Origin of the sequence: Empedobacter sp. UBA7248 (genome assembly GCF_002472945.1) — a bacterium.
GTDB lineage: Bacteria > Bacteroidota > Bacteroidia > Flavobacteriales > Weeksellaceae > Empedobacter > Empedobacter falsenii_C.
The window spans coordinates 428,478-448,637 of sequence record NZ_DKSU01000005.1 but is presented as its reverse complement, the minus strand read 5'-3'; the positions used below and the strand labels follow the sequence as shown (position 1 = coordinate 448,637).

Sequence of the window (20,160 nt, the reverse complement as noted above, 5' to 3'; positions counted from 1 at the left end):
TTTTAATAAATACTAGACTAATTTAAGTCTTAGTTGTCCACTTTTTGCTGACGATTTACAATACTTTCTACTCTTTTTAAATGTGATTTTCTATTACTAGGGAAAATTTAAATTAAATGCTGTAAATCAGGATCGTTTTTAATCCTTTCTAATTCAGTTTCGACAATATTAATTACATCTAGTTTAACCTGCTTATAATTAGCTTCAATTTGTGTTTTCATTTGATCTATTCCATTTTCATCTTTAAATAATCGGATTGATGGAATTTGTTGATATTTTTTAGTTTCAGAAACTACTTTTTCTGTATCAACGACTATTTCAGCGTGAAATATTTTTTGTTCAATACGTTCATCAAAATTATCAGAAACAGCACCAACAAAGATTCCTTGTGTAAGGGTTGATATTTTTGAAGCCGGTATTAAACTATCCAATTGAGTAGATATCGAAGTTGATTTATCGTTTCTGTTAATGGTTAAACTTTGTCGTTTTTGTAAAACTTTTCCGAAACGTTCTGAAAGGATTTTAGCTGTTTCACCTACGACTTGTCCACTAAAAATATTTCCTACAGTATTTTGTATCACTTTAGCCTCTTTATCACCATAGTCACGAATCAATTGTGAATAATCTTGAAATCCTAAACATACAGCAACCTTATTACTTCTTGCCGTTGCAATTAAATTATCCAATCCTCTGAAATAAATGGTTGGTAATTCATCAATAATAACCGAACTTTTCAATTGTTTTTTTTTGTTGATAAGTTTCACAATTCTAGAATTGTACAATCCTAAGGCTGCTGAATAAATATTTTGTCTATCAGGATTATTTCCTACACACAGAATTTTTGGTTCTTTGGGATTATTGATATCCAATGAAAAATCATTACCGGTCATTACCCAATAAAGTTGAGGTGAAATCATTCGTGATAAAGGAATTTTTGCTGATGCAATTTGTCCTTGCAATTGATCTTGTGCACCTCCTTGCCATGCATCCATAAAAGGAGATAAGTAGTTTTCTAATTCAGAATATGAAGTAAGAATGGTAAATAAATCAGAATATTTTTTATTCAATAATTCTATGGCGTGAGGAAAAGTACAATATTTTCCATTTTCATAAATTTTAAGATACCAAATAATTGCTGCCAATAGAATAATGGGACTTTCCACAAAAAAATCACCTTGTTTTTGAATCCAACTTTTGTTGAGGTTTAACATGATGGTATAGGCTGCTTCATAAGCATCGGAAATATCCGTCATAAACTCAGGATTCAAGGGATTACAACGATGACTTTTAATTGGATCATCAAAATTGATGATATAAAACTTTGGTTTGACCTCATATTTATCTTGATGTTTTAATAAATGATTGTAAGCTATCAGTGAAAGATCATCAAATTTAAAATCATAGATATACATCGAAAAACCTTTTTCAATATGTTGTTTAATGTAATTATTCACTACGGCATACGATTTTCCAGAACCAGGCGTTCCTAATACAATTGTCGCACGAAATGGATTAACAATATTAATCCATCCTTTGTTCCATCTCCCTTTGTAATAAAATTTGGTAGGTAGATTAACAGAATATTCATTCTCCATCAATTTCGTTTCTTGCAGAAAGCTTTCATTTTCATTATTAAAAACGTCATTCATCAAGTTGATTCGAAGTAAACGATTCATCCAAACTCCAGCAACCATAATAGCGATATAGCCTAAACTTGATGATAAAAAATACAAGAATGTTGAAATTGGTTGAGGTAATTTTAAGAATGGATAATTAAAGAAAAACAATAGGATCCCAATGACTAAAACAATTATTATTTTAGTCCAACTTATTTTTTCATTTTTAACACCTTTTGTACCTAAACAGCTTAATCCAAGAAGCAAAATGGAGAAAGTTTTAGTGTAAATACCTTTTGAAAATAATCCAGCCGTTTGATCGAAATTGATTAAGGTTTTATTGATAATTTCAAGAGTCCAACCATTATCTAAGAAGAATTTATAACAAAACCAATACAAATGCATCAACACTAAAATGATGCTTACAGCTCGCATAAATCCCATTATTTTTGCCAAACCTCTTAAATCGTCTTCTCCCTGCATTTTAAAACTCTATAATTTGAAGTTGAAATTATTACTTGTAATTAAATAGGTTTTGATTTGGAAGTAAATGGCTTTATAAAGCATGATTTGTCCAAATAAATCATTGTTTTCTTTTCCTTTTTCGTTTTTTCATCAAATCATTATTTAATTCAAAATTCTCAAATTCTTCATGCTGAGCATGAGGAATTAAACATCCAAAAATTTCAAGTAGATTTCCTTGTTCTTTATGTTCGTTTAAGAAATCAAACAAATGGTGTTGTTCTTTTTCAATTGGAAAGTTTAGATTTTCATTCAATTTTATTGAAGATTTGTTTTCAGTAGTTGAATTATTATTCTGTATACTATCATTCTTCCAAGATTCATGGAAAGCATTAGCAGAAAATTCTTTTCCTAAACGTGATCCATTCCAAACTGTTTTAGAATGATGATCGATGAAGGTTACTCCATATATTCGATCTTCAGAGTTCTTACGGATTACTACATTGATATTTTGTTCAGCTAATCGATTCTTAAAAGTCAATTCATTAGTAGAAGTTTGTAAAGCATTTGAAATAGCATATTTTAAACTTACTTTAGTTGGATGATTTTTTAATTGTTCTTTATTTTTTTCAAAATGTTTTTCTAAAGCTAATAATCCTGTATTTTTTCCAAAAAGTGATGATTTAAATGGTAGACTAACTTTCTCTCCTTTTTCATTAAGTGCAAAATAAATTAATCCTTTTAGCAATTTACCATTTCTTTCTCCTTCCACTTTTTCAGCTGTAATATTAAACAAAGAGAGTAATGCATTGTATTCTCCAAACGTTTGAAAAAAATAATGATTTGGAAGATGTCGGACTATAGAGGCAATCTGACTTTTTATATCACCATTTTGATAGTTGACTGGTTGAAAAACCAAATGATTCTGTTTGTTTTCTGAAGAAATAGCAGGAACTAATCCAAACTTTTGTTCTAATTCTCTACATACATTCATTGAACGTCTTTTCTCAAATTTATCTGAAATTTTCTTTCCATTTTCATCTACACAAACCGAAACGATATGGATGTGACTTCGTCCTGTATCAGTATGTTTAAACACTACAAAAGGTTGATTTTCATACCCCATTTCTTGCATATATTGAACTGCAATATCTTGAAATTGTTCATCATTTAGTTCATTTTTAGGATTTGGATTAAGTGAAATATGTAACGTATGTTTTTCTGTATTACGATTCGCAATCAAATATGGAGTAAATGATTGAGCCAATTGATTGACAGAATATTGTCCATTTGGTGTTTCAATCATTTTATTGATCATTAAAATTTGACCTTTTTCTTTCTCAACTTTTAAATGATTGTAGGCTAAAACACCATATAAACTAAGACTTCTACTAATTTTTGCAATCATTTTAAATTATTTTTCAAGTGTTTTGATTCAAATTCCTCTGTTATTTTGATAATTTTTTGGCATAATAAAGCCATTTCAATTGTTTGTTTTTCTAATTTATACAGAAAAACAGCAGCTTTTTTCTCAGAAAAATGACTGTATAACATTTTAACAACTTGATTATAATTAACACCTACAGCTCTAAATTGACTATGAAACGACGTTAATCGTATATAAAAATCAATTGTTCCTTTGTCTATTTTGATTGTTTTTATTTCTTTATTAAATAAAATTGAAACAATAAATTTCGCTTTATTAGGCATTCCAGATGCTTCAAATAACGATAAGAGTTTAGCATTTTCTTCATCATTCAATCTAAAAACATGACGGTGAACACTCGGATTCGTTTTAGGAATTCGTCCACCTTTATTTTGTTTCCTGTGATTATTTTCATTCTTCATTTTATCCAATTTTTAATTTATACAAAATCCTGACTTCGGAAGATTTTCTAGCCTCGCAGAGCAAGTCGTTTTAAGGTAAGAAATTCATTTCGAGTGCCTCAAAACACAACTTGCCGTGTTCCAGTGAACACAAAAATTCGTTGGTTAAAACGAATTAATTTGAAATAGAATTAATCGGTTTTGAAAACCGACTTCTAAACGTTCATTTTATCAAAAAGTCAGAATAATATTGTTAATCATAATTATTGAACAAAGTAAAGTGTTGTTTAATAGTTTATTGTTATCTACAATTCGGACAAATACTTCCATCAAAAGCCAATCAAGTCCAAAAGATTGAAGTCAATAAAAAGGTTCTCTTTTTTTGCTTTATAGTTTTAAGAAAGGTTAAAAATAATGTACGTAAACAAGATCTGAATTTAGGTTTACAAATAAGCAGTTTACTATAAAAGTGTATGGTTTTAAAAATATAAAACTGTAAAAACGTAAAAGCAGTAAAACATTATGTTTACCACAAAATTATCAATCAGTAAAATAATACAACAAAATATAAAAAAGGTTGGAAAAGCTTTTTGTAATCTAAGCTTAAATATGGTTTAGAATAATCATTCAAAATTCTAAATGTTTAAAATCGTAAAATAAATAAAAAAATGATAAATCTTTAATTAATGAAAACAAGAAAAAAAACTTTAAAAATTAGCTTTTCAACTCCAAAAGGTGGCGTTGGAAAATCCACAATGACTGTACTACTTGCAAGTGTACTTCACTATCGATTAGGATATAACGTACTCGTAATGGATTGCGACTTTCCTCAGCATAGTTTAGCAAATATGCGAGAAAGGGATTTAAAAACAATTATGCAAAATGATTACCATAAAAAGGTTGCTATGAAACTTTATCTAAGAATTAATAAAAAGGTATACCCGATTATCAGTTGTAAAGCTGAAGATTCCTTGTCTAAGGCACTGGAATATGTCGATCAATTGTCAATAAAGCCAGATGTAATATTTTTCGACTTGCCTGGTACTGCTAACACAAAAGGAGTACTTACAACTCTAAGGTCAATGGACTTCATTTTTTCTCCAATTACTGCTGACCGTTTAGTGATGGAAAGTACGTTGAGTTTTACCAAAGCATTTATTGGACTACCTGAAACTGATGAGCGTAATAAGAAACAGAAAATATTGCTTTTTTGGAATCAAGTAGATGGCAGAGAAAAGACAGGGATATATGAAGTATACCAAAGTATAATTAAAGAACTTAAATTATCTTTAATGAATTCCAAAATAATGGACAGTAAACGTTTTAGAAAAGAAGCGGATGGTATACCAAACAGTATATTCCGTTCTAGTTTACTTCCAGCTGAACTCCAACTAATGAAAACAACTCGTCTGGATAAATTTATCGAAGAGTTTATAAAAATTATCAATATATAAAATCATTTCGTTATGTCCGTAGATAAAAAAAGAAAAGATTTTGAAAAATCTGAAGTAGATGAAGAAATGATTATGAATATTATGAGTGGTAATCAGGTTTCTGATGAACCAGAAGTAGATCAACAAAATGAAATAAAGAAAGAAATAAAAGAAAAAGTCCGTAGAAATTCTTCAAAAAAAATTGATTATGAAGAAATATTTTTGATTAATCGGTTTCCTTCAGGTCGCAGTGGCAAGGTTGTTTACATACGTCCCGAATACCACGAAAGGTTACTTCGAATTGTGCAATTAACTCGTGAAGAAAAAACTACGTTGTATTCATACATTGATAACATCCTCGAACAACACTTTAAGGAATATGGTGATGAGATAACAGCTTATTTCAATGATCATTTTAAACCAATATTATAAACTATGGAAATATTGATATTAATATGCTTAATGGTTGTCATTGCTTTATTAATCTATGACAAACTACCATTACAAAGAACTCATTCATCAAAAGATGAAGAAAATAATCACAATTTATCTGACATAATGGGGAAACCGAAACAAATTCGAAACCTTCAAATGCCAAACGCGTCCAATGAAAGCCAAATAAAAATAGAAACAATAATTCCCAATAATTTAGACATAGAATTTGATGAGAATGAAATTATTTCTCATCAAACTTCTAAAGAAGAATTGGATGAAGATTCCAATGTTGTACCTGATTTTGAAGAAGAGGAAGAAGAATGGAAATGGTATGGAATGAGCAGCGACAATGATGGTTTTGCCCAAGGGGTTACCTTCGAAGAACTTAGTCAAGTGGAAAAATTTTTAGAAAAAAATGAGCAAGAACTTTCTAAACTTGAAACCACAACAACTATTATTCAAAAACTAAATGGAACCGAATTATTCAGTTTGCTTGAAAATTCAATTGAAAATGCGTCTATCAATATTGCAAAATTATTGGATAGTAGCATTTCATCTAAATCAGATTCCAGTTCTTCTATTTTAAATAAAAATCTTGATGATTTTGATATTGGGGAGTTTGTGTGAGTAAAATAAACCTCATAGGTATTTATTTTAAAAAAAATATTTAGTATTTGAATTATATATCGTAATATTGCAATATAAAAATAACTAAAATGGGAATTACGAAAACAGAAATATTTACAGACGAGCAAAATAAGTTAGCAACGCTTTTCAAAGTATTGGGACATCCTGCTCGAATTGCAATTTTGTACTATATTATTAATCAAAAAGCGTGTATTTGTAATGACTTGGTAGAGGAACTAGGTTTGGCACAAGCTACCATTTCACAACATTTGAAAGAGTTAAAAAACATTGGAATCATACAGGGAACAATTGAAGGTAAATCAGTTTGTTATTGTATCGAGGAAAAAAAATGGAATGAAATTCAGGTTTATTTCAATCAATTTTTTAACCAAGATGTCAATGTAAAAGAATGTTGTTAAAAGCATTTTTTTTAGATAAATACATCGTTATATCGCAATATTACGTATTACATATTAAATTTTAATAAAATTATGAAACTTTCAGAAATTAAAACAATTTTACCTACATTAGAAAATGTGGCTTTTCAATTAGAAGACGGAACTTTTGTTCCAGAATATTTTCACGTAACTGAAGTAGGTCAAATCAATAAAAATTTTATTGATTGTGGTGGAACAATTAGAAATGAAAAAGTAGTCAATTTTCAATTATGGAATGCTGATGACTACGAACATCGTTTGAAACCAAACAAATTATTAAGCATTATAGAACTTTCAGAAAAACATTTAGGCATCGAAGATGCAGAAATTGAAGTGGAATATCAAGCAGGAACAATCGGTAAATATGATTTAGAATTCAATGGAAAAAACTTCGTTTTGAAGAATAAATTAACGGCTTGTTTAGCTCAAGATGCTTGCGGAATTCCATCTCAAAAACCCAAAATCCAATTGACGCAATTAAATTCAAACGCCAATACCTGTACGCCGGGTGGTGGATGTTGTTAATTAGAAAATATTTTTCAGATATTTACAGAATTAAAAGAATTTCTATTAAAACTTCAAAATTTTGATGATATTTCTACCGAAAGAAAGGCTGTTTTGCAACCTTTGGTAGATTATATTCAGCAAAAAATTAATGATAATCAGGCGATAAATCTCAATTTTATTTGCACGCATAACTCTCGTCGTAGTCATTTATCACAAGTTTGGGCGAAAGTCGCATCGTCGTTTTATGAAATTAAGAATTTGCAATGTTATTCGGGAGGAACTGAAGAAACGGTTTTATTTCCTAAAGTTGTAGAAACTTTAACCAATCAAGGTTTACATATTTTCAAAATTGCAGAAAGGGATAATCCAATTTATGCTATTAAGTTTGATGAGAATTCGTTGCCAATTATTGGATTTTCTAAAAGATATTACCATGTTTTTAATCCAATTTCAAAATTTGCAGCTATAATGACTTGTTCGCAAGCGGATGACGGATGTCCGTTCATAGCTGGTGCAGAAAAAAGAATTCCGATTACTTATGAAGACCCTAAAATTTCGGATAATAAACCTGAACAAAACGAAATTTATCAACAACGAAGTATAGAAATTGCAACTGAAATGATGTATGTTTTCTCGAAAATAAAATCTTAAATAATGCAACCAAAATTAAAATTTTTAGACAGATATCTTACGCTTTGGATTTTTCTTGCAATGTCTCTTGGTGTTGGAATTGGTTCTGTTTTTCCAAATCTATCAGAAAATATAAATAGTTTGAGTATAGGAACAACTAATATTCCTTTGGCAATAGGGTTAATATTAATGATGTATCCGCCATTGGCAAAAGTTGATTTTTCTCTATTGTCTACCGCTTTTAAAGATAAAAAAGTAGTTGGGATATCGCTATTTCTTAATTGGTTTGTCGGTACTTTTTTAATGTTTGGTTTAGCTGTTCTTTTTCTAAGAAACGAACCCGATTACATGGCAGGTTTAATCTTAATTGGTTTAGCAAGATGCATTGCAATGGTGATTGTATGGAGTGATTTAGCAAAAGCTAATAGAGAATATACAGCAATGTTAGTTGCTCTAAATAGTTTATTTCAGATACTTTCGTACGGTTTTTTAGTTTGGTTATTTATCAATGTTTTACCAAATAAATTAGGTCTAGCAAATTTTAATGTTTCTGTTTCGATGAAAGCAGTTACTGAAAGTGTGCTAATTTATTTAGGAATTCCATTTTTAACGGGATTTGTAAGCCGTTATTTTTTGATGAAATCAAAAGGAAAAGAATGGTATAATCACAAATTTATTCCCACAATTTCTCCCATTACATTGTACGCTTTATTGTTCACAATTGTTTTGATGTTTAGTTTAAAAGGAAATAAAATCTTAGAATTACCAATGGATGTAATTAAAGTAGCGATTCCTCTAATTATTTATTTTGTATTGATGTTTTTTGTAAGTTTTTTTATCAATAAATGGTTAAAAATTCCTTACGATAAAAATGCTTCAATCGCTTTTACTGCTACAGGAAATAATTTTGAATTAGCAATCGCGGTTTCTATTGCCGTATTTGGTTTACACTCATCACAAGCATTTGTGGGTGTTATCGGACCTTTGATAGAAGTACCTGTGTTGATATTGTTAGTGAAAGCAAGTTTACGGCTAAAGAATAGATATTATTAATAAAAGAGACTGTCTTATAAGGCAGTCTCTTTTATTTTTTATTGAACCTATCCTTACATCTACTATGTTGATCTTATATTCAATTTTAATATTATTATACCATTTATTTCCAAACAATTCCACCAACTTCCATTTTAACTTCTAACATCCATTTTCAGAACATCTTTGTTTTCGAAAGTTCACATCGAGTGAACATTAAAAACAAAGAAATTCAATTATGGAAAAACAAAACAACAAGTTATTTCTGACAACATTTATTTTCCTTTCAGGTATTTTAGTCTTCGCCCAAGGTAATGGATCAGCTGGAATAAATGAAGCCACCCAAATGGTTACATCTTATTTCGATCCAGCTACAAAATTAATCTATGCAATTGGTGCAGTCGTTGGACTTATTGGAGGAGTAAAAGTCTATAATAAATTTAGTTCAGGCGATCCTGACACGAGTAAAACAGCCGCTTCATGGTTTGGCGCCTGTATTTTCTTAATTGTAGCTGCAACTATTCTACGTTCATTTTTCCTTTAAAACTGGGTGTATGAAAAACTACAACATTAACAAAGGAATAGGAAGAACCGTAGAATTCAAAGGACTTAAAGCACAGTATCTCTTCATTTTTGCAGGTGGGCTTTTAGGTGTTTTACTTTTGGTGATGATTCTCTATATGGCAAATGTAAATTCTTATGTCTGTTTAATTATTGGGATTTTGTTATCTCTGTTAATTATATTTCAAACCTTTCGATTGAACAAAAAATATAGTGAACATGGATTGATGAAAAGAAGTGCCAAAAAAAAGCATCCTCAATTTATTATTTGTCGTAAAGCTGTTAAACGTTATGTGAAGTTTAATTCAAAACGTGTAATACGATGAGAAATAAAGCACGAATTACCACTCTTGAAAACAAATTTCCATTGTTAGCTGTCGAAAACAATTGTATCATTTCCAAAGATGCTGATATTACTATTTGTTTTGAAGTTCAATTACCCGAACTATTTACGGTTGAATCAGCCGAATATGAAACAATTCATTCAGTATGGCATAAGGCTATCAAAACTTTACCTGACTATACAATTATTCATAAACAAGATTGGTACATCAAAGAAAATTATGCTCCAAATTTAAATGAAGAAAATCAAAGTTTTCTTTCAAAATCTTTTCAACGACATTTTAATGAACGTCCATTTCTCAATCATTATTGCTATTTGTTTTTAACGAAGACTTCGAAAGAACGTATGCGAATGCAGAGTGATTTTAGTTCGCTGTGTAAAGGTGTACTCATACCAAAAGAGATTCGGGATAAAGAAGTGATACAGCATTTTATGGAAGCTGTTTCACAATTTGAGCGAATTATCAATGATAGTGGATTAGTTAAATTAAGAAGATTAAATGAAGATGAAATAATTGGAAATGATGGAAAACAAGGACTTTTAGAAAACTACTTAACACTTTCAAAAGAATCAACTGAATCCATGCAAGATATTGCATTAGGAACTGAAGAAGTTCGAGTGGGTAATAAAAGATTGAGTTTACATACGTTGTCTGATACAGATGATTTACCAAGTAGTGTTTCAGCAGATGTACGTTTTGAAAAACTATCAACTGACCGAAGCGATTGTCGTTTATCATTTGCTTCTCCTGTGGGATTGTTATTAAATTGTAATCACATTTACAATCAATATTTGTTCTTAGATAATAGTGAAAGTAATCTTCAAAAATTTGAGAAATCAGCTCGAAACATGTATTCATTAGCACGATATAGTAGAGCAAATCAAATTAACAAAGAATGGATAGAACAGTATTTGAATGAGGCACATAGTTTTGGACTTTCTTCTATTCGTGCTCATTTCAATGTGATGGCGTGGTCAGAAGATCCAAGCGAATTGAAGCAAATTAAAAATGATTGTGGAAGTGCTTTAGCACTGATGGAATGTAAACCTAGACACAATACTACAGATGTAGCGACTTTATTCTGGTCAGCGATTCCAGGTAATGCAGGAGATTTTCCAAGCGAGGAAAGCTTTTATACATTTATTGAACCTGCTTTATGTTTTTTTACAGAAGAAACCAATTATCATAATTCACCATCACCATTTGGAATTAAAATGGTAGATCGATTAACAGGAAAGCCTATTCAATTGGATATTTCCGATTTGCCGATGAAGAAAGGAATGATTACCAATCGTAATAAATTCATTTTAGGACCATCTGGTAGTGGAAAATCCTTTTTTACCAATCATATGGTTCGACAGTATTATGAACAAGGTGCACATGTTTTATTGGTCGATACGGGAAATTCGTATCAAGGATTATGTGAATTAATCAAAGCGAAAACAAAAGGAAAAGATGGTGTCTATTTTACTTATACCGAAGATAATCCGATTGCTTTTAATCCATTTTATACAGATGATGGGGTTTTTGATATAGAGAAACGAGAAAGTATCAAAACGTTGATTTTGACACTTTGGAAACGAGATGATGAACCACCAACACGTGCTGAAGAAGTAGCACTTTCCAATGCTGTGAGTGGATACATTGATCAAATCAAACGTGAGAATGCATTCCCTTCATTCAATGGTTTTTATGACTATGTAAAAGGAGATTACAGAAAAGTATTGGAAGAAAAGCAAGTTCGTGAAAAGGATTTTGATATTGCTAATTTTCTAAATGTATTGGAACCCTATTACAAAGGTGGTGAATACGATTATTTACTTAATTCTGACAAAGAATTGGATTTACTTTCTAAACGATTTATCGTATTCGAAATTGATGCAATCAAGGATCACAAGATACTTTTTCCTATTGTAACAATCATCATCATGGAGGTTTTTATCAATAAAATGAGAAGGCTAAAGGGTATTAGGAAACTTATTTTAATTGAAGAAGCTTGGAAAGCCATTGCCAAAGAAGGTATGGCAGAATACATCAAATATCTATTCAAAACAGTTCGAAAATTTTTTGGAGAAGCCATTGTCGTAACACAAGAAGTGGATGATATCATTCAATCACCCATTGTAAAAGAAAGTATCATCAATAACTCTGATTGCAAGATTTTACTTGATCAACGAAAGTACATGAATAAATTTGATGATATACAAGCGATGCTTGGATTAACTGAAAAAGAAAAAGCACAAATTCTTTCCATTAATATGAACAATGATCCAAATAGATTGTATAAAGAAGTTTGGATTGGATTAGGGGGAACACATTCAGCTGTTTATGCAACCGAAGTTTCGTCTGAAGAATATTTTGCCTACACCACAGAAGAAACAGAAAAAGTTGAACTGATGAAGTTGGCTACAGAATTGGGCGGAGACATTGAACTTGCCATCAAACACATCGCGATGTTGAAACGCGAAAAAATCAAGTAATTATTCAAATCACCAAAACAAAAAAAATGAAAAAATTAATCATCATGTGTTTATTGATGCTATCATCAGTACCACAAATCGTAAAAGCACAATTTGTTGTAACAGATCCAACAAATTTAGCATCAGGAATTTTAAATAGTGCCAATGAAATTGTACAAACTTCTTCAACCGTTAGTAATGTTGTTAAAAATTTCAATGAGGTAAAGAAAGTTTACGAACAAGGAAAAGAATATTACGACAAATTAAAAGCCGTCAATAATTTGGTAAAAGATGCACGAAAAGTACAACAAACTGTACTCTTAATCGGAGATGTTTCTGAAATGTATGTCCATAATTTTGGTAAAATGATGAATGATCCAAATTTTTCACCAAAAGAATTAGTGGCTATTGGAAATGGATATGCAGTTCTATTAAATGAAAGTACAGCATTATTAAAAGAACTCAAGCAAATTGTAAACGCTACAAATTTATCATTAAATGATAAGGAACGAATGGACATCATTGATCGTGTTTATAAAGAAGTAAAAGATTACCACAATTTAGTTCGCTATTACACCAATAAAAATATATCGGTAAGCTATTTAAGAGCCAAAAAGAAAAATGATGCAAAAAGAGTGCTTGATCTGTATGGAACATCAACCCAAAAATATTGGTAATCATGCAAAATGAAAATTTACATGAAGTACTACGAAGTCTATATGATGAGATGATGCCGCTCGCTGCTGATATGGCAGCGGTGGCAAAAGGACTTGCAGGTTTGGGTGCGCTTTTTTATGTAGCCATCAAGGTTTGGCAAACCATAAGTAGAGCTGAGCCGATAGATTTTTATCCTTTATTACGTCCATTTGGATTAGGACTTTGTATTTTGTTCTTTCCAACTCTTGTTTTAGGAACTCTTAACTCTGTTTTAAGTCCAGTTGTTACAGGAACTCATTCGATTTTAGAAAGTCAAGTTATTGATTTAAAAAAATTACAAGAACAAAAAGATATATTGGAATATGAAGCTATTGTACGGAATCCAGAAACCGCCTTTTTAATTTCAGATGAAGAATTTGATAAGAAATTGGATGAATTAGGATGGTCAGCTTATGATATTGGAGCAATGGCTGCAATGTATATGGATCGAACAACTTATCAAATCAGTAAAGCCTTTAAAGATTGGTTCCGAAATTTCTTAGAAATATTGTTTCAAGCGTCAGCTTTAGTAATTGATACAATACGTACATTTTTTCTAATCGTACTTTCTATACTCGGTCCAATTGCTTTTGCAATTTCTGTTTGGGATGGATTTCAAATTACACTCACCCAATGGCTCAGAAGATACATCAGTGTTTATTTATGGTTACCCGTTTCAGATTTATTTAGCGCAATGCTTGCACGTATACAATCTTTAATTCTAGAACGTGATATAGAAATGCTTGCTGACCCAAACTTTATTCCAGATAGTTCGAATACTATTTACATCATTTTTATGATCATTGGGATTATAGGATACTTTACAATTCCAACAGTTACAAGTTGGGTAATTCAAGCAGGTGGAGCAGGAAACTTTATGCGTAATGTAACTAAAACAGCTGAAACAGCTGGAAATATTGCAAGTGCTGGTGCTGGTTCGGTAACAGGAAATATCAGTGGTCAATTACTAAAATAATGTATCAAATATTTGATTATTATGGAATTTAAAACTTTACGAAATATTGAAAACAGTTTCAAACAAATCAGGCTTTACGCTATTTTGTTTGTGATTTTTTGTAGTACAGTTGTAGGAATTGCACTTTGGCAATCCTATAAATTTTCAGAAAAACAACGTCAAAAAATCTATGTACTAGATCAAGGAAAATCATTAATGCTTGCATTATCTCAAGATATTAATCTCAATCGTCCCGTTGAAGCAAGGGAACATATCCGACGTTTCCATGAACTCTTTTTTACACTTGCACCTGATAAAAATGCAATTGAAAATAATATGAAACGAGCTTTTCAACTTGCAGATAAAAGTGCATTTGATTATTACAATGATTTGGCAGAAAAAGGATATTATAACCGAATAATTTCAGGTAATGTACAACAACGATTAGAAGTTGACAGTATAGTCAGCGATTTTAATCACTATCCATATGCTGTAAAAACCTATGCAAAACAATACATTATTCGTTCTAGTAATGTTACAAAACGACAATTAATTACTACATGTCAATTGCTGAATTCAGTTCGGTCAGACAATAATCCACAAGGTTTTAATATTGAAAAATTTGAGGTACTTGAAAATAAAGACCTCGAAGTAGTTGAACGTTAAACTTTTGAAGATGAATAAAATAAAATTAAAATTATCGCAATTTCTTAAACGAATAGATAACCAATGGCAACAACTATCATTGGAAAAACAACATCAGTATTTATTGACTTTTTTTTTGGTATATGGCTTATTCAGTGTAATTGTTTTTATAAAAATAGGCTTTGATGTAGCGTCCAATAAAGAATCAATTCATGTAGAACATATCAAACAACCTTTTCAAAATAGTAAAGATTCAAATAGTGTAATTGATAGTAGTTCAACAATTCATAAAAAAATGTAACTATGAAGGAAAATAATGAAAATCAAGTCAAATTAATGGTAGGAGATGATCATCAAAACGATGATAAAACCTTTCAAAATTCACCAGACAATCAAAAACAATTGTTCGAAAAATTTAAAAAAACACTTGTTTTTAGTCTAATGATTATCGCTTGTATCAGTTGTTTTTATTTCATTTTTCGTCCTTCGCAAAATGAAAATGAGTTAGATGAAAAAGGATTGAATGATGCAGTTCCGCCAGGAACAGATGCTGGATTACTGATGGACAAAGCAAAAGCATATGAGCAAGAAATGTTGGCAATTAAAAATCAAGAAAAAGAGCATGCTTTGACCACACTTTCTGATTATCTGAATCAGGAAAGTGAAAATAGTTTGATGAATAAGCAAAATGAATTACAAAATTATCAATCAAATGATAAAAATTATGGAGGTGAAACGAACAATCAAACGTTGAATAGTTACCGAAATATGCAATCAGAATTAAGTTCATTTCATCAACCGAATCAAACAGAAACAACTGAATTAAAAAGGCAAATTTCATCACTCAAATCGCAATTAGCCAATCAAGATATTCCTAAGCCAATTACGATGAATGATCAAATTGAATTAATGGAAAAATCCTATCAATTGGCAGCTAAATATCTTCCAGTAAATGGTCAACAAGAACATAATTCTATTCCAAAAGTTTCTGAAAAAGAATCAAAAATTGAAGTAGTATCTAAACAAGAGAAAGATTATATTGTTTCAATTCTATCAGCAAAGAAAAATCCAGTTTCGAGTTTGTTTCGAGAAGTTGAAGATCATTCACTGCTGATTGAGAATAGAGAATTTACAACCATTGGTAGAAACTATGAAGCTGCGCAGTCTAAAAATACAATTAAAGCATGTGTGCACGAAACACAAACGATAATTGGAGATGCTGTTGTTAAATTACGCTTACTTGAATCCGCACAAACACTGCAACATTATTTGCCCAAAGGAACAATTATTTCAGCCAATGCAAAATTATCAAATGGTAGATTGATACTAAAAATTAATTCTATTGAAATCAATGAATCTATTCTACAAGTAGAGCTTAATGTTTATGATTTAGATGGTCAACAAGGATTAAGCGTTTCTAATTCACAAGAAATAAATGCATTGACTGAAATGGCTGCTAATATGAGTCAAACGTCTGGAGCAAGTATTATGATGACTCAATCAGCAGGACAACAATTAGCATCTGATCTTGGGCGTGGAGTAGTACAAGGAGTTTCGGGTTATTTTTCAAAAAAAATAAGAATGCCGAAAGTAACACTCAAAGCTGGCTTACAAGTTTTACTTGTAGCTAAACAATAATGTGATATTAATTTCAAAACGAAAAAAATGAAAAAACAATACAAACATATCTTATTTCTATTTTTAATTCTTGGAGCTAATCAACTTCTTTTTGCACAAAAAAAGGTTCAATCTCCATTGTCATTAGGTAAAATAGAACCTTATTTAATGAGTGTTACCTACGATAAAACATCTCATCTCATATTTCCTTCAAATATTCGATATGTGGATTTAGGGAGTGATTACATCATTGCAGAAAAAGCAGAAGATGCTGAGAATGTATTACGAATTAAAGCCGCTGTGAAAGACTTCGTACCAGAAACAAACTTTTCAGTTATCACGAATGATGGTCAATTCTATAATTTCAATGTGTATTACAGTTTATTTCCTGAAAATTTAAGTTTTTATTTATCTAAAATGGAAAAAGAATTCGGCAATATAGCTGAAAATAAAATCCATTTTGCAGAATTGGGAGAAGAGTCAATTCCTACAACAGATTTGATAATGGAGAACATTTATAAGAAGAATAAACCAATTATTAAACATATAGGAGCTGCCAAATATGGGATTCAATTTATTTTAAAAAGCATTTATCATAATGAAGGGAAATATTATTTTCATTTAGAATTCAAGAATAGAAGTAATGTAGCATTTGAAGTAGATTATATCCATTTTAAAATTGCAGATAAGAAATTGGTTAAACGCACTGTTGTTCAGAATCGACACTTAAGTCCAGTAAGGAATTATCAATCATTAGATATTATAAAAGGTAAATCAATAGTACGAAATATATTTGTGATGGATCATTTTACACTTTCAGAAGATCAGGCTCTATATATTGATATTTTTGAGAAAAATGGAGGAAGACATCAAACATTACAACTTGAAAACTCTGAATTAATTCATGCTAAATTAATTACAGACAAGAATTAAAACTTAAAACAAAATAAGATGTTTAGAAAATATAGTTTAACAGTTTTAATTCTTTTAACTGCATTATTTGATGTTCAAGCACAACGAATGATTCCAAAAAAGAAAGGAATAGAAATAGTATATAGTCAATTGTCTAATACTAAAATTGGAAATGATTACGCACTCAATATTGGGTTAATAATAAATAGAAAAAATGGAAACTATCAACTTTGGGATATAGCATATTCACATCGCTATTTCATATATAATCATCATCTAATTCCTCATGAAACGTATACGGCAGAAGGTGGATATAATTTCTTTTTGATAGGAGATTCACAACGAAATATTAGTTTAAATTTTGCTTTGTCAGCTGTAGTAGGCTATGAAACAATCAATCGAGGTGATAAGGTTTTATATGATGGATCAGAAATTTTGAATGAAGATAATTTTTTATATGGCGTAGGTTCAAGATTATCAATTGAGACCTATTTATCGGACAAATTAGTATTACTTCTTCGTGGTCAAATGAAGTTATTTTGGGGAACAACTTTAGAACAATTTCGACCATCAGTAGGGATTGGAATACGATATAACTTATAAAATCAGAAATATGAAATTACTTTATAAAAATACAAGTCGAATAATTCAATATTTAACCATTTATATATTTTCATTTCTATTCTCCTGTCAAACGGATAATGAATTAGATATTCAAGCTAATTTTCCATTTGAAGTGAATGTAATGCCAGTTCCAAAAGAAATAAGCAAAGGACAAACTGTTGAAATCCGGTTTAAAATTGAATCAACTGGTCATTATAAAGATACTGAATATAAACTTCGTTATTTCCAATTTGATGGAGATGGAATATTACAATACAATCAAGAAGATCCTTATATTCCAAATGATTTATATGTAATACCGAATGGTCAATTTAGATTATATTATACCTCTACATCATCCGTTTCTCAATCTTTTGTTGTATGGATTTCGGATCAATTTGGAAACGATAAACAAATTAGTTTTCAGTTTAATCATCGTGATAATCACAATAATATTAATGTTAGTAAGACAAATCATGCAAATAAATTTTAATACAATTTGGATAGGTAAACCACGTATAGATAAAGATGTACGACGAATACTTAATCAAAATGAAAAATTTTTAAAGTTTGATATCATATGTTTTTTGAATGATTTTGAAGTGAAAATTTCAGAGATTATACCAATTACAATCATTGTTCCTGAGAATGGATTTAACGTACAATTCGATATAAGAGATATTCAAAATATTGACATAAAATCTGCGTTATTTTATCATTTTAAATCAAGAATATTCGATCAGAACCGTAGTATATTGATTGGACATTATGAAAACCAAATTATCTAAATGGATTTTAAACATTTTGGATGGGATTAATCCGATTTAAATAACACACAATCTCTTTGTAAAAAATATTTTTATCATAGGGATTGTATCAATTTAACATACAAAAAAGCGATTATGACGAAAAGGAATAATTGCTTTTTTGTTTTTTCAATACTAAACTTTTCGGATAATGAGTATCCGAAATTGAAAATCGCAATCTCTTCGAGAAGTTTTAATTTATTGATGTGATTGTATCTGTTTTATTGCAAAAATGGGTTTCTGAATGAAGTGAGGAATTGCATTTTTACTTCCCTATTTTTAACCATTCGGATAGTGAATATCCGACGCAAAAAATCACAATATCTTCAAGAAATTTTAATTTTTTGATGTGATTGTATCTGTTTTATTGCAAAAATGGGTTTCCAGATATAGAGAGAAATGTCATTTTTGCGAAATGTAATTCGTTAAAAATATTGATTGCATAAAGTAACCGCCTATCAAGGCGGTCACTTTTTTTAATTAATTAAAATTTAAGATTTCGTTTCCGAATTGTGCAAAATCAGTACATAATTCAAATGCTTTTTGAGATTTAATTTGAGCAGTTCCTCCCAACACAATACTTTGTAATTTTGCTTCATCATTTTTATAATTTCTTACATTCTGAAAATAACCTGTAACAGCATTATAAGCGCCATACAACGTGCCTTTTGTTGTATCCATTAATTGTGTATCACTTAACATGGCATACTGAAAAGCGTCGTCAATTGTGTTCTTAAACATAGTTGAAATTTCATCGTCTGCACCTTTTTTAAGTAAATCAAGGGTTTCTTTTTTTGGACAAAGTGCCAATTGAATTAATTTTTTAACTTCAATATCAGTAACTTTAATAGTTGTCCAATGATTAAAAATATTTTTTAATTGAGAGCTTAATGTGTTTGCTAATCCCATAATTTTATGTGCATTTTCAATACGCTGTTTAGCACCAGAAGTATGTTTGATGCGGACAACATTGGTCATATTTCGAAGTGAGGCATTTAATTTATTTTGGCAAACGATACGAATTGGTGTAAATGCTGCTGTAATACTACCACTACCATCGTGAGAAGTTGTTAGAAAAATATATTTTTCTGTAACATCATCTCCATTTCCAACACGGATATAATCAGGTAATTTAGCTGTAATAAAAATTCGTTCACCTTTTCCTAGTGCTCAAGCTGTTTCGTATAAAATACCATCGTCACCACCTACAATTGCATCAAAGAAATTAAAGGCTTCACGATTTTGTACAATATGGTAATCTTTTCCAACTATACCTAAAACGGTATTGTTATCGGTGCGTATGTTAGCGAAATAGTTAGGAACTTCTAACGCATTTTGGCTTATTTCTAAATGATTAAAATCTGTCTTAATTTTTGAACCATTTGTAAATAAAGGAGATTTAACAACCTCATAATCTAAACCAGCGTATTTTATTGCTTCCTCGCTTGTTGGATATTGTTCAACAATTTGTCCTAATCCGTGCCAAGCTTTTTCCTTTACACTTAAAAATGAATAACGTCCTGTTTGTTCATTGTAATTGATATTATGTGCCATAA

At 30.1% G+C, this 20,160-nt stretch carries 21 protein-coding genes and 1 pseudogene; 18 read left to right on the top strand and 4 right to left on the bottom strand.

The window, feature by feature from the left end:
* Nucleotides 1-107: 107 nt before the first annotated feature.
* The 3 genes from mobC to mobA all read right to left on the bottom strand — a co-directional run bounded on the left by mobC (nucleotide 108) and on the right by mobA (nucleotide 3,926).
* Nucleotides 108-2,099, bottom strand: a complete 1,992-nt coding sequence (mobC, locus tag B4A23_RS04445; RefSeq protein WP_291117333.1) for a conjugal transfer protein MobC — start codon at nucleotides 2,097-2,099, stop codon at nucleotides 108-110.
* 100 nt (nucleotides 2,100-2,199) lie between these two features.
* Nucleotides 2,200-3,486: a conjugal transfer protein MobB gene (gene mobB / locus B4A23_RS04440; protein WP_291117330.1), complete on the bottom strand. Its 1,287-nt coding sequence runs from the start codon at nucleotides 3,484-3,486 to the stop codon at nucleotides 2,200-2,202.
* The gene (gene mobA, locus B4A23_RS04435; protein WP_276682018.1) at nucleotides 3,483-3,926 is read right to left on the bottom strand and encodes a conjugal transfer protein MobA; all 444 of its coding nucleotides are present in this window, start codon (nucleotides 3,924-3,926) and stop codon (nucleotides 3,483-3,485) included. The genes mobB and mobA overlap by 4 nt, the downstream gene beginning before the upstream one ends.
* A 665-nt stretch (nucleotides 3,927-4,591) precedes the next feature.
* Between mobA and B4A23_RS04430 the strand changes: the two genes are divergently transcribed.
* From B4A23_RS04430 to B4A23_RS04345, 18 genes are all read left to right on the top strand, one after another.
* Nucleotides 4,592-5,359: a ParA family protein gene (locus tag B4A23_RS04430; RefSeq protein ID WP_291117323.1), complete on the top strand. Its 768-nt coding sequence runs from the start codon at nucleotides 4,592-4,594 to the stop codon at nucleotides 5,357-5,359.
* A 12-nt stretch (nucleotides 5,360-5,371) separates the two neighbouring features.
* Nucleotides 5,372-5,770, top strand: coding sequence for a DUF3408 domain-containing protein (locus B4A23_RS04425; protein ID WP_291117320.1), 399 nt, complete (start codon nucleotides 5,372-5,374; stop codon nucleotides 5,768-5,770).
* Between the two features lie 3 nt (nucleotides 5,771-5,773).
* Nucleotides 5,774-6,400, top strand: a complete 627-nt coding sequence (locus B4A23_RS04420) for a conjugal transfer protein TraD (RefSeq protein ID WP_291117317.1) — start codon at nucleotides 5,774-5,776, stop codon at nucleotides 6,398-6,400.
* Between the two features lie 89 nt (nucleotides 6,401-6,489).
* Nucleotides 6,490-6,819, top strand: a complete 330-nt coding sequence (locus B4A23_RS04415) for an ArsR/SmtB family transcription factor (RefSeq protein ID WP_286485223.1) — start codon at nucleotides 6,490-6,492, stop codon at nucleotides 6,817-6,819.
* Nucleotides 6,820-6,891: 72 nt separating this feature from the next.
* Complete coding sequence (locus tag B4A23_RS04410; RefSeq protein WP_291117313.1) at nucleotides 6,892-7,362, top strand: DUF6428 family protein; 471 nt, start codon at nucleotides 6,892-6,894, stop codon at nucleotides 7,360-7,362.
* An 18-nt stretch (nucleotides 7,363-7,380) separates the two neighbouring features.
* A complete protein-coding gene (locus tag B4A23_RS04405) occupies nucleotides 7,381-7,995 on the top strand; it encodes a protein-tyrosine-phosphatase (RefSeq protein WP_291117482.1) in 615 nt (204 codons plus the stop codon).
* Between the two features lie 3 nt (nucleotides 7,996-7,998).
* Nucleotides 7,999-9,027 (top strand): ACR3 family arsenite efflux transporter, encoded by a 1,029-nt coding sequence (gene arsB, locus B4A23_RS04400; RefSeq protein ID WP_291117310.1) that lies wholly within the window; start codon nucleotides 7,999-8,001, stop codon nucleotides 9,025-9,027.
* A gap of 217 nt (nucleotides 9,028-9,244) precedes the next feature.
* A complete protein-coding gene (locus B4A23_RS04395) occupies nucleotides 9,245-9,550 on the top strand; it encodes a DUF4134 domain-containing protein (RefSeq protein WP_291117307.1) in 306 nt (101 codons plus the stop codon).
* Nucleotides 9,551-9,560: 10 nt separating this feature from the next.
* Complete coding sequence (locus B4A23_RS04390) at nucleotides 9,561-9,893, top strand: DUF4133 domain-containing protein (protein ID WP_291117304.1); 333 nt, start codon at nucleotides 9,561-9,563, stop codon at nucleotides 9,891-9,893.
* A complete protein-coding gene (locus B4A23_RS04385; RefSeq protein WP_291117301.1) occupies nucleotides 9,890-12,391 on the top strand; it encodes a TraG family conjugative transposon ATPase in 2,502 nt (833 codons plus the stop codon). The genes B4A23_RS04390 and B4A23_RS04385 overlap by 4 nt, the downstream gene beginning before the upstream one ends.
* Before the next feature lie 26 nt (nucleotides 12,392-12,417).
* Nucleotides 12,418-13,047, top strand: coding sequence for a DUF4141 domain-containing protein (locus B4A23_RS04380; protein WP_291117298.1), 630 nt, complete (start codon nucleotides 12,418-12,420; stop codon nucleotides 13,045-13,047).
* A 2-nt stretch (nucleotides 13,048-13,049) separates the two neighbouring features.
* Nucleotides 13,050-14,042 (top strand): conjugative transposon protein TraJ, encoded by a 993-nt coding sequence (gene traJ, locus B4A23_RS04375; RefSeq protein ID WP_291117295.1) that lies wholly within the window; start codon nucleotides 13,050-13,052, stop codon nucleotides 14,040-14,042.
* Between the two features lie 21 nt (nucleotides 14,043-14,063).
* Nucleotides 14,064-14,687: a conjugative transposon protein TraK gene (traK, locus tag B4A23_RS04370; protein WP_291117292.1), complete on the top strand. Its 624-nt coding sequence runs from the start codon at nucleotides 14,064-14,066 to the stop codon at nucleotides 14,685-14,687.
* Nucleotides 14,688-14,697: 10 nt separating this feature from the next.
* Nucleotides 14,698-14,967, top strand: a complete 270-nt coding sequence (locus B4A23_RS04365) for a hypothetical protein (RefSeq protein ID WP_291117289.1) — start codon at nucleotides 14,698-14,700, stop codon at nucleotides 14,965-14,967.
* A gap of 2 nt (nucleotides 14,968-14,969) precedes the next feature.
* Nucleotides 14,970-16,304, top strand: coding sequence for a conjugative transposon protein TraM (gene traM, locus B4A23_RS04360; protein WP_291117286.1), 1,335 nt, complete (start codon nucleotides 14,970-14,972; stop codon nucleotides 16,302-16,304).
* 27 nt (nucleotides 16,305-16,331) lie between these two features.
* Nucleotides 16,332-17,216 carry a conjugative transposon protein TraN gene (traN, locus tag B4A23_RS04355; RefSeq protein WP_291117283.1) on the top strand — a complete coding sequence of 295 codons (885 nt, stop codon included), beginning with the start codon at nucleotides 16,332-16,334 and terminating at the stop codon, nucleotides 17,214-17,216.
* 18 nt (nucleotides 17,217-17,234) lie between these two features.
* Complete coding sequence (locus tag B4A23_RS04350; RefSeq protein ID WP_291117280.1) at nucleotides 17,235-17,798, top strand: conjugal transfer protein TraO; 564 nt, start codon at nucleotides 17,235-17,237, stop codon at nucleotides 17,796-17,798.
* A gap of 10 nt (nucleotides 17,799-17,808) precedes the next feature.
* Entirely contained in the window at nucleotides 17,809-18,291 is a 483-nt protein-coding gene (locus B4A23_RS04345; RefSeq protein ID WP_291117277.1) for a DUF3872 domain-containing protein, read from the top strand.
* 793 nt (nucleotides 18,292-19,084) lie between these two features.
* Here the strand turns inward: B4A23_RS04345 and B4A23_RS04340 are convergent.
* Nucleotides 19,085-20,158, bottom strand: a pseudogene (locus tag B4A23_RS04340) (DUF932 domain-containing protein).
* Nucleotides 20,159-20,160 lie beyond the last annotated feature (2 nt).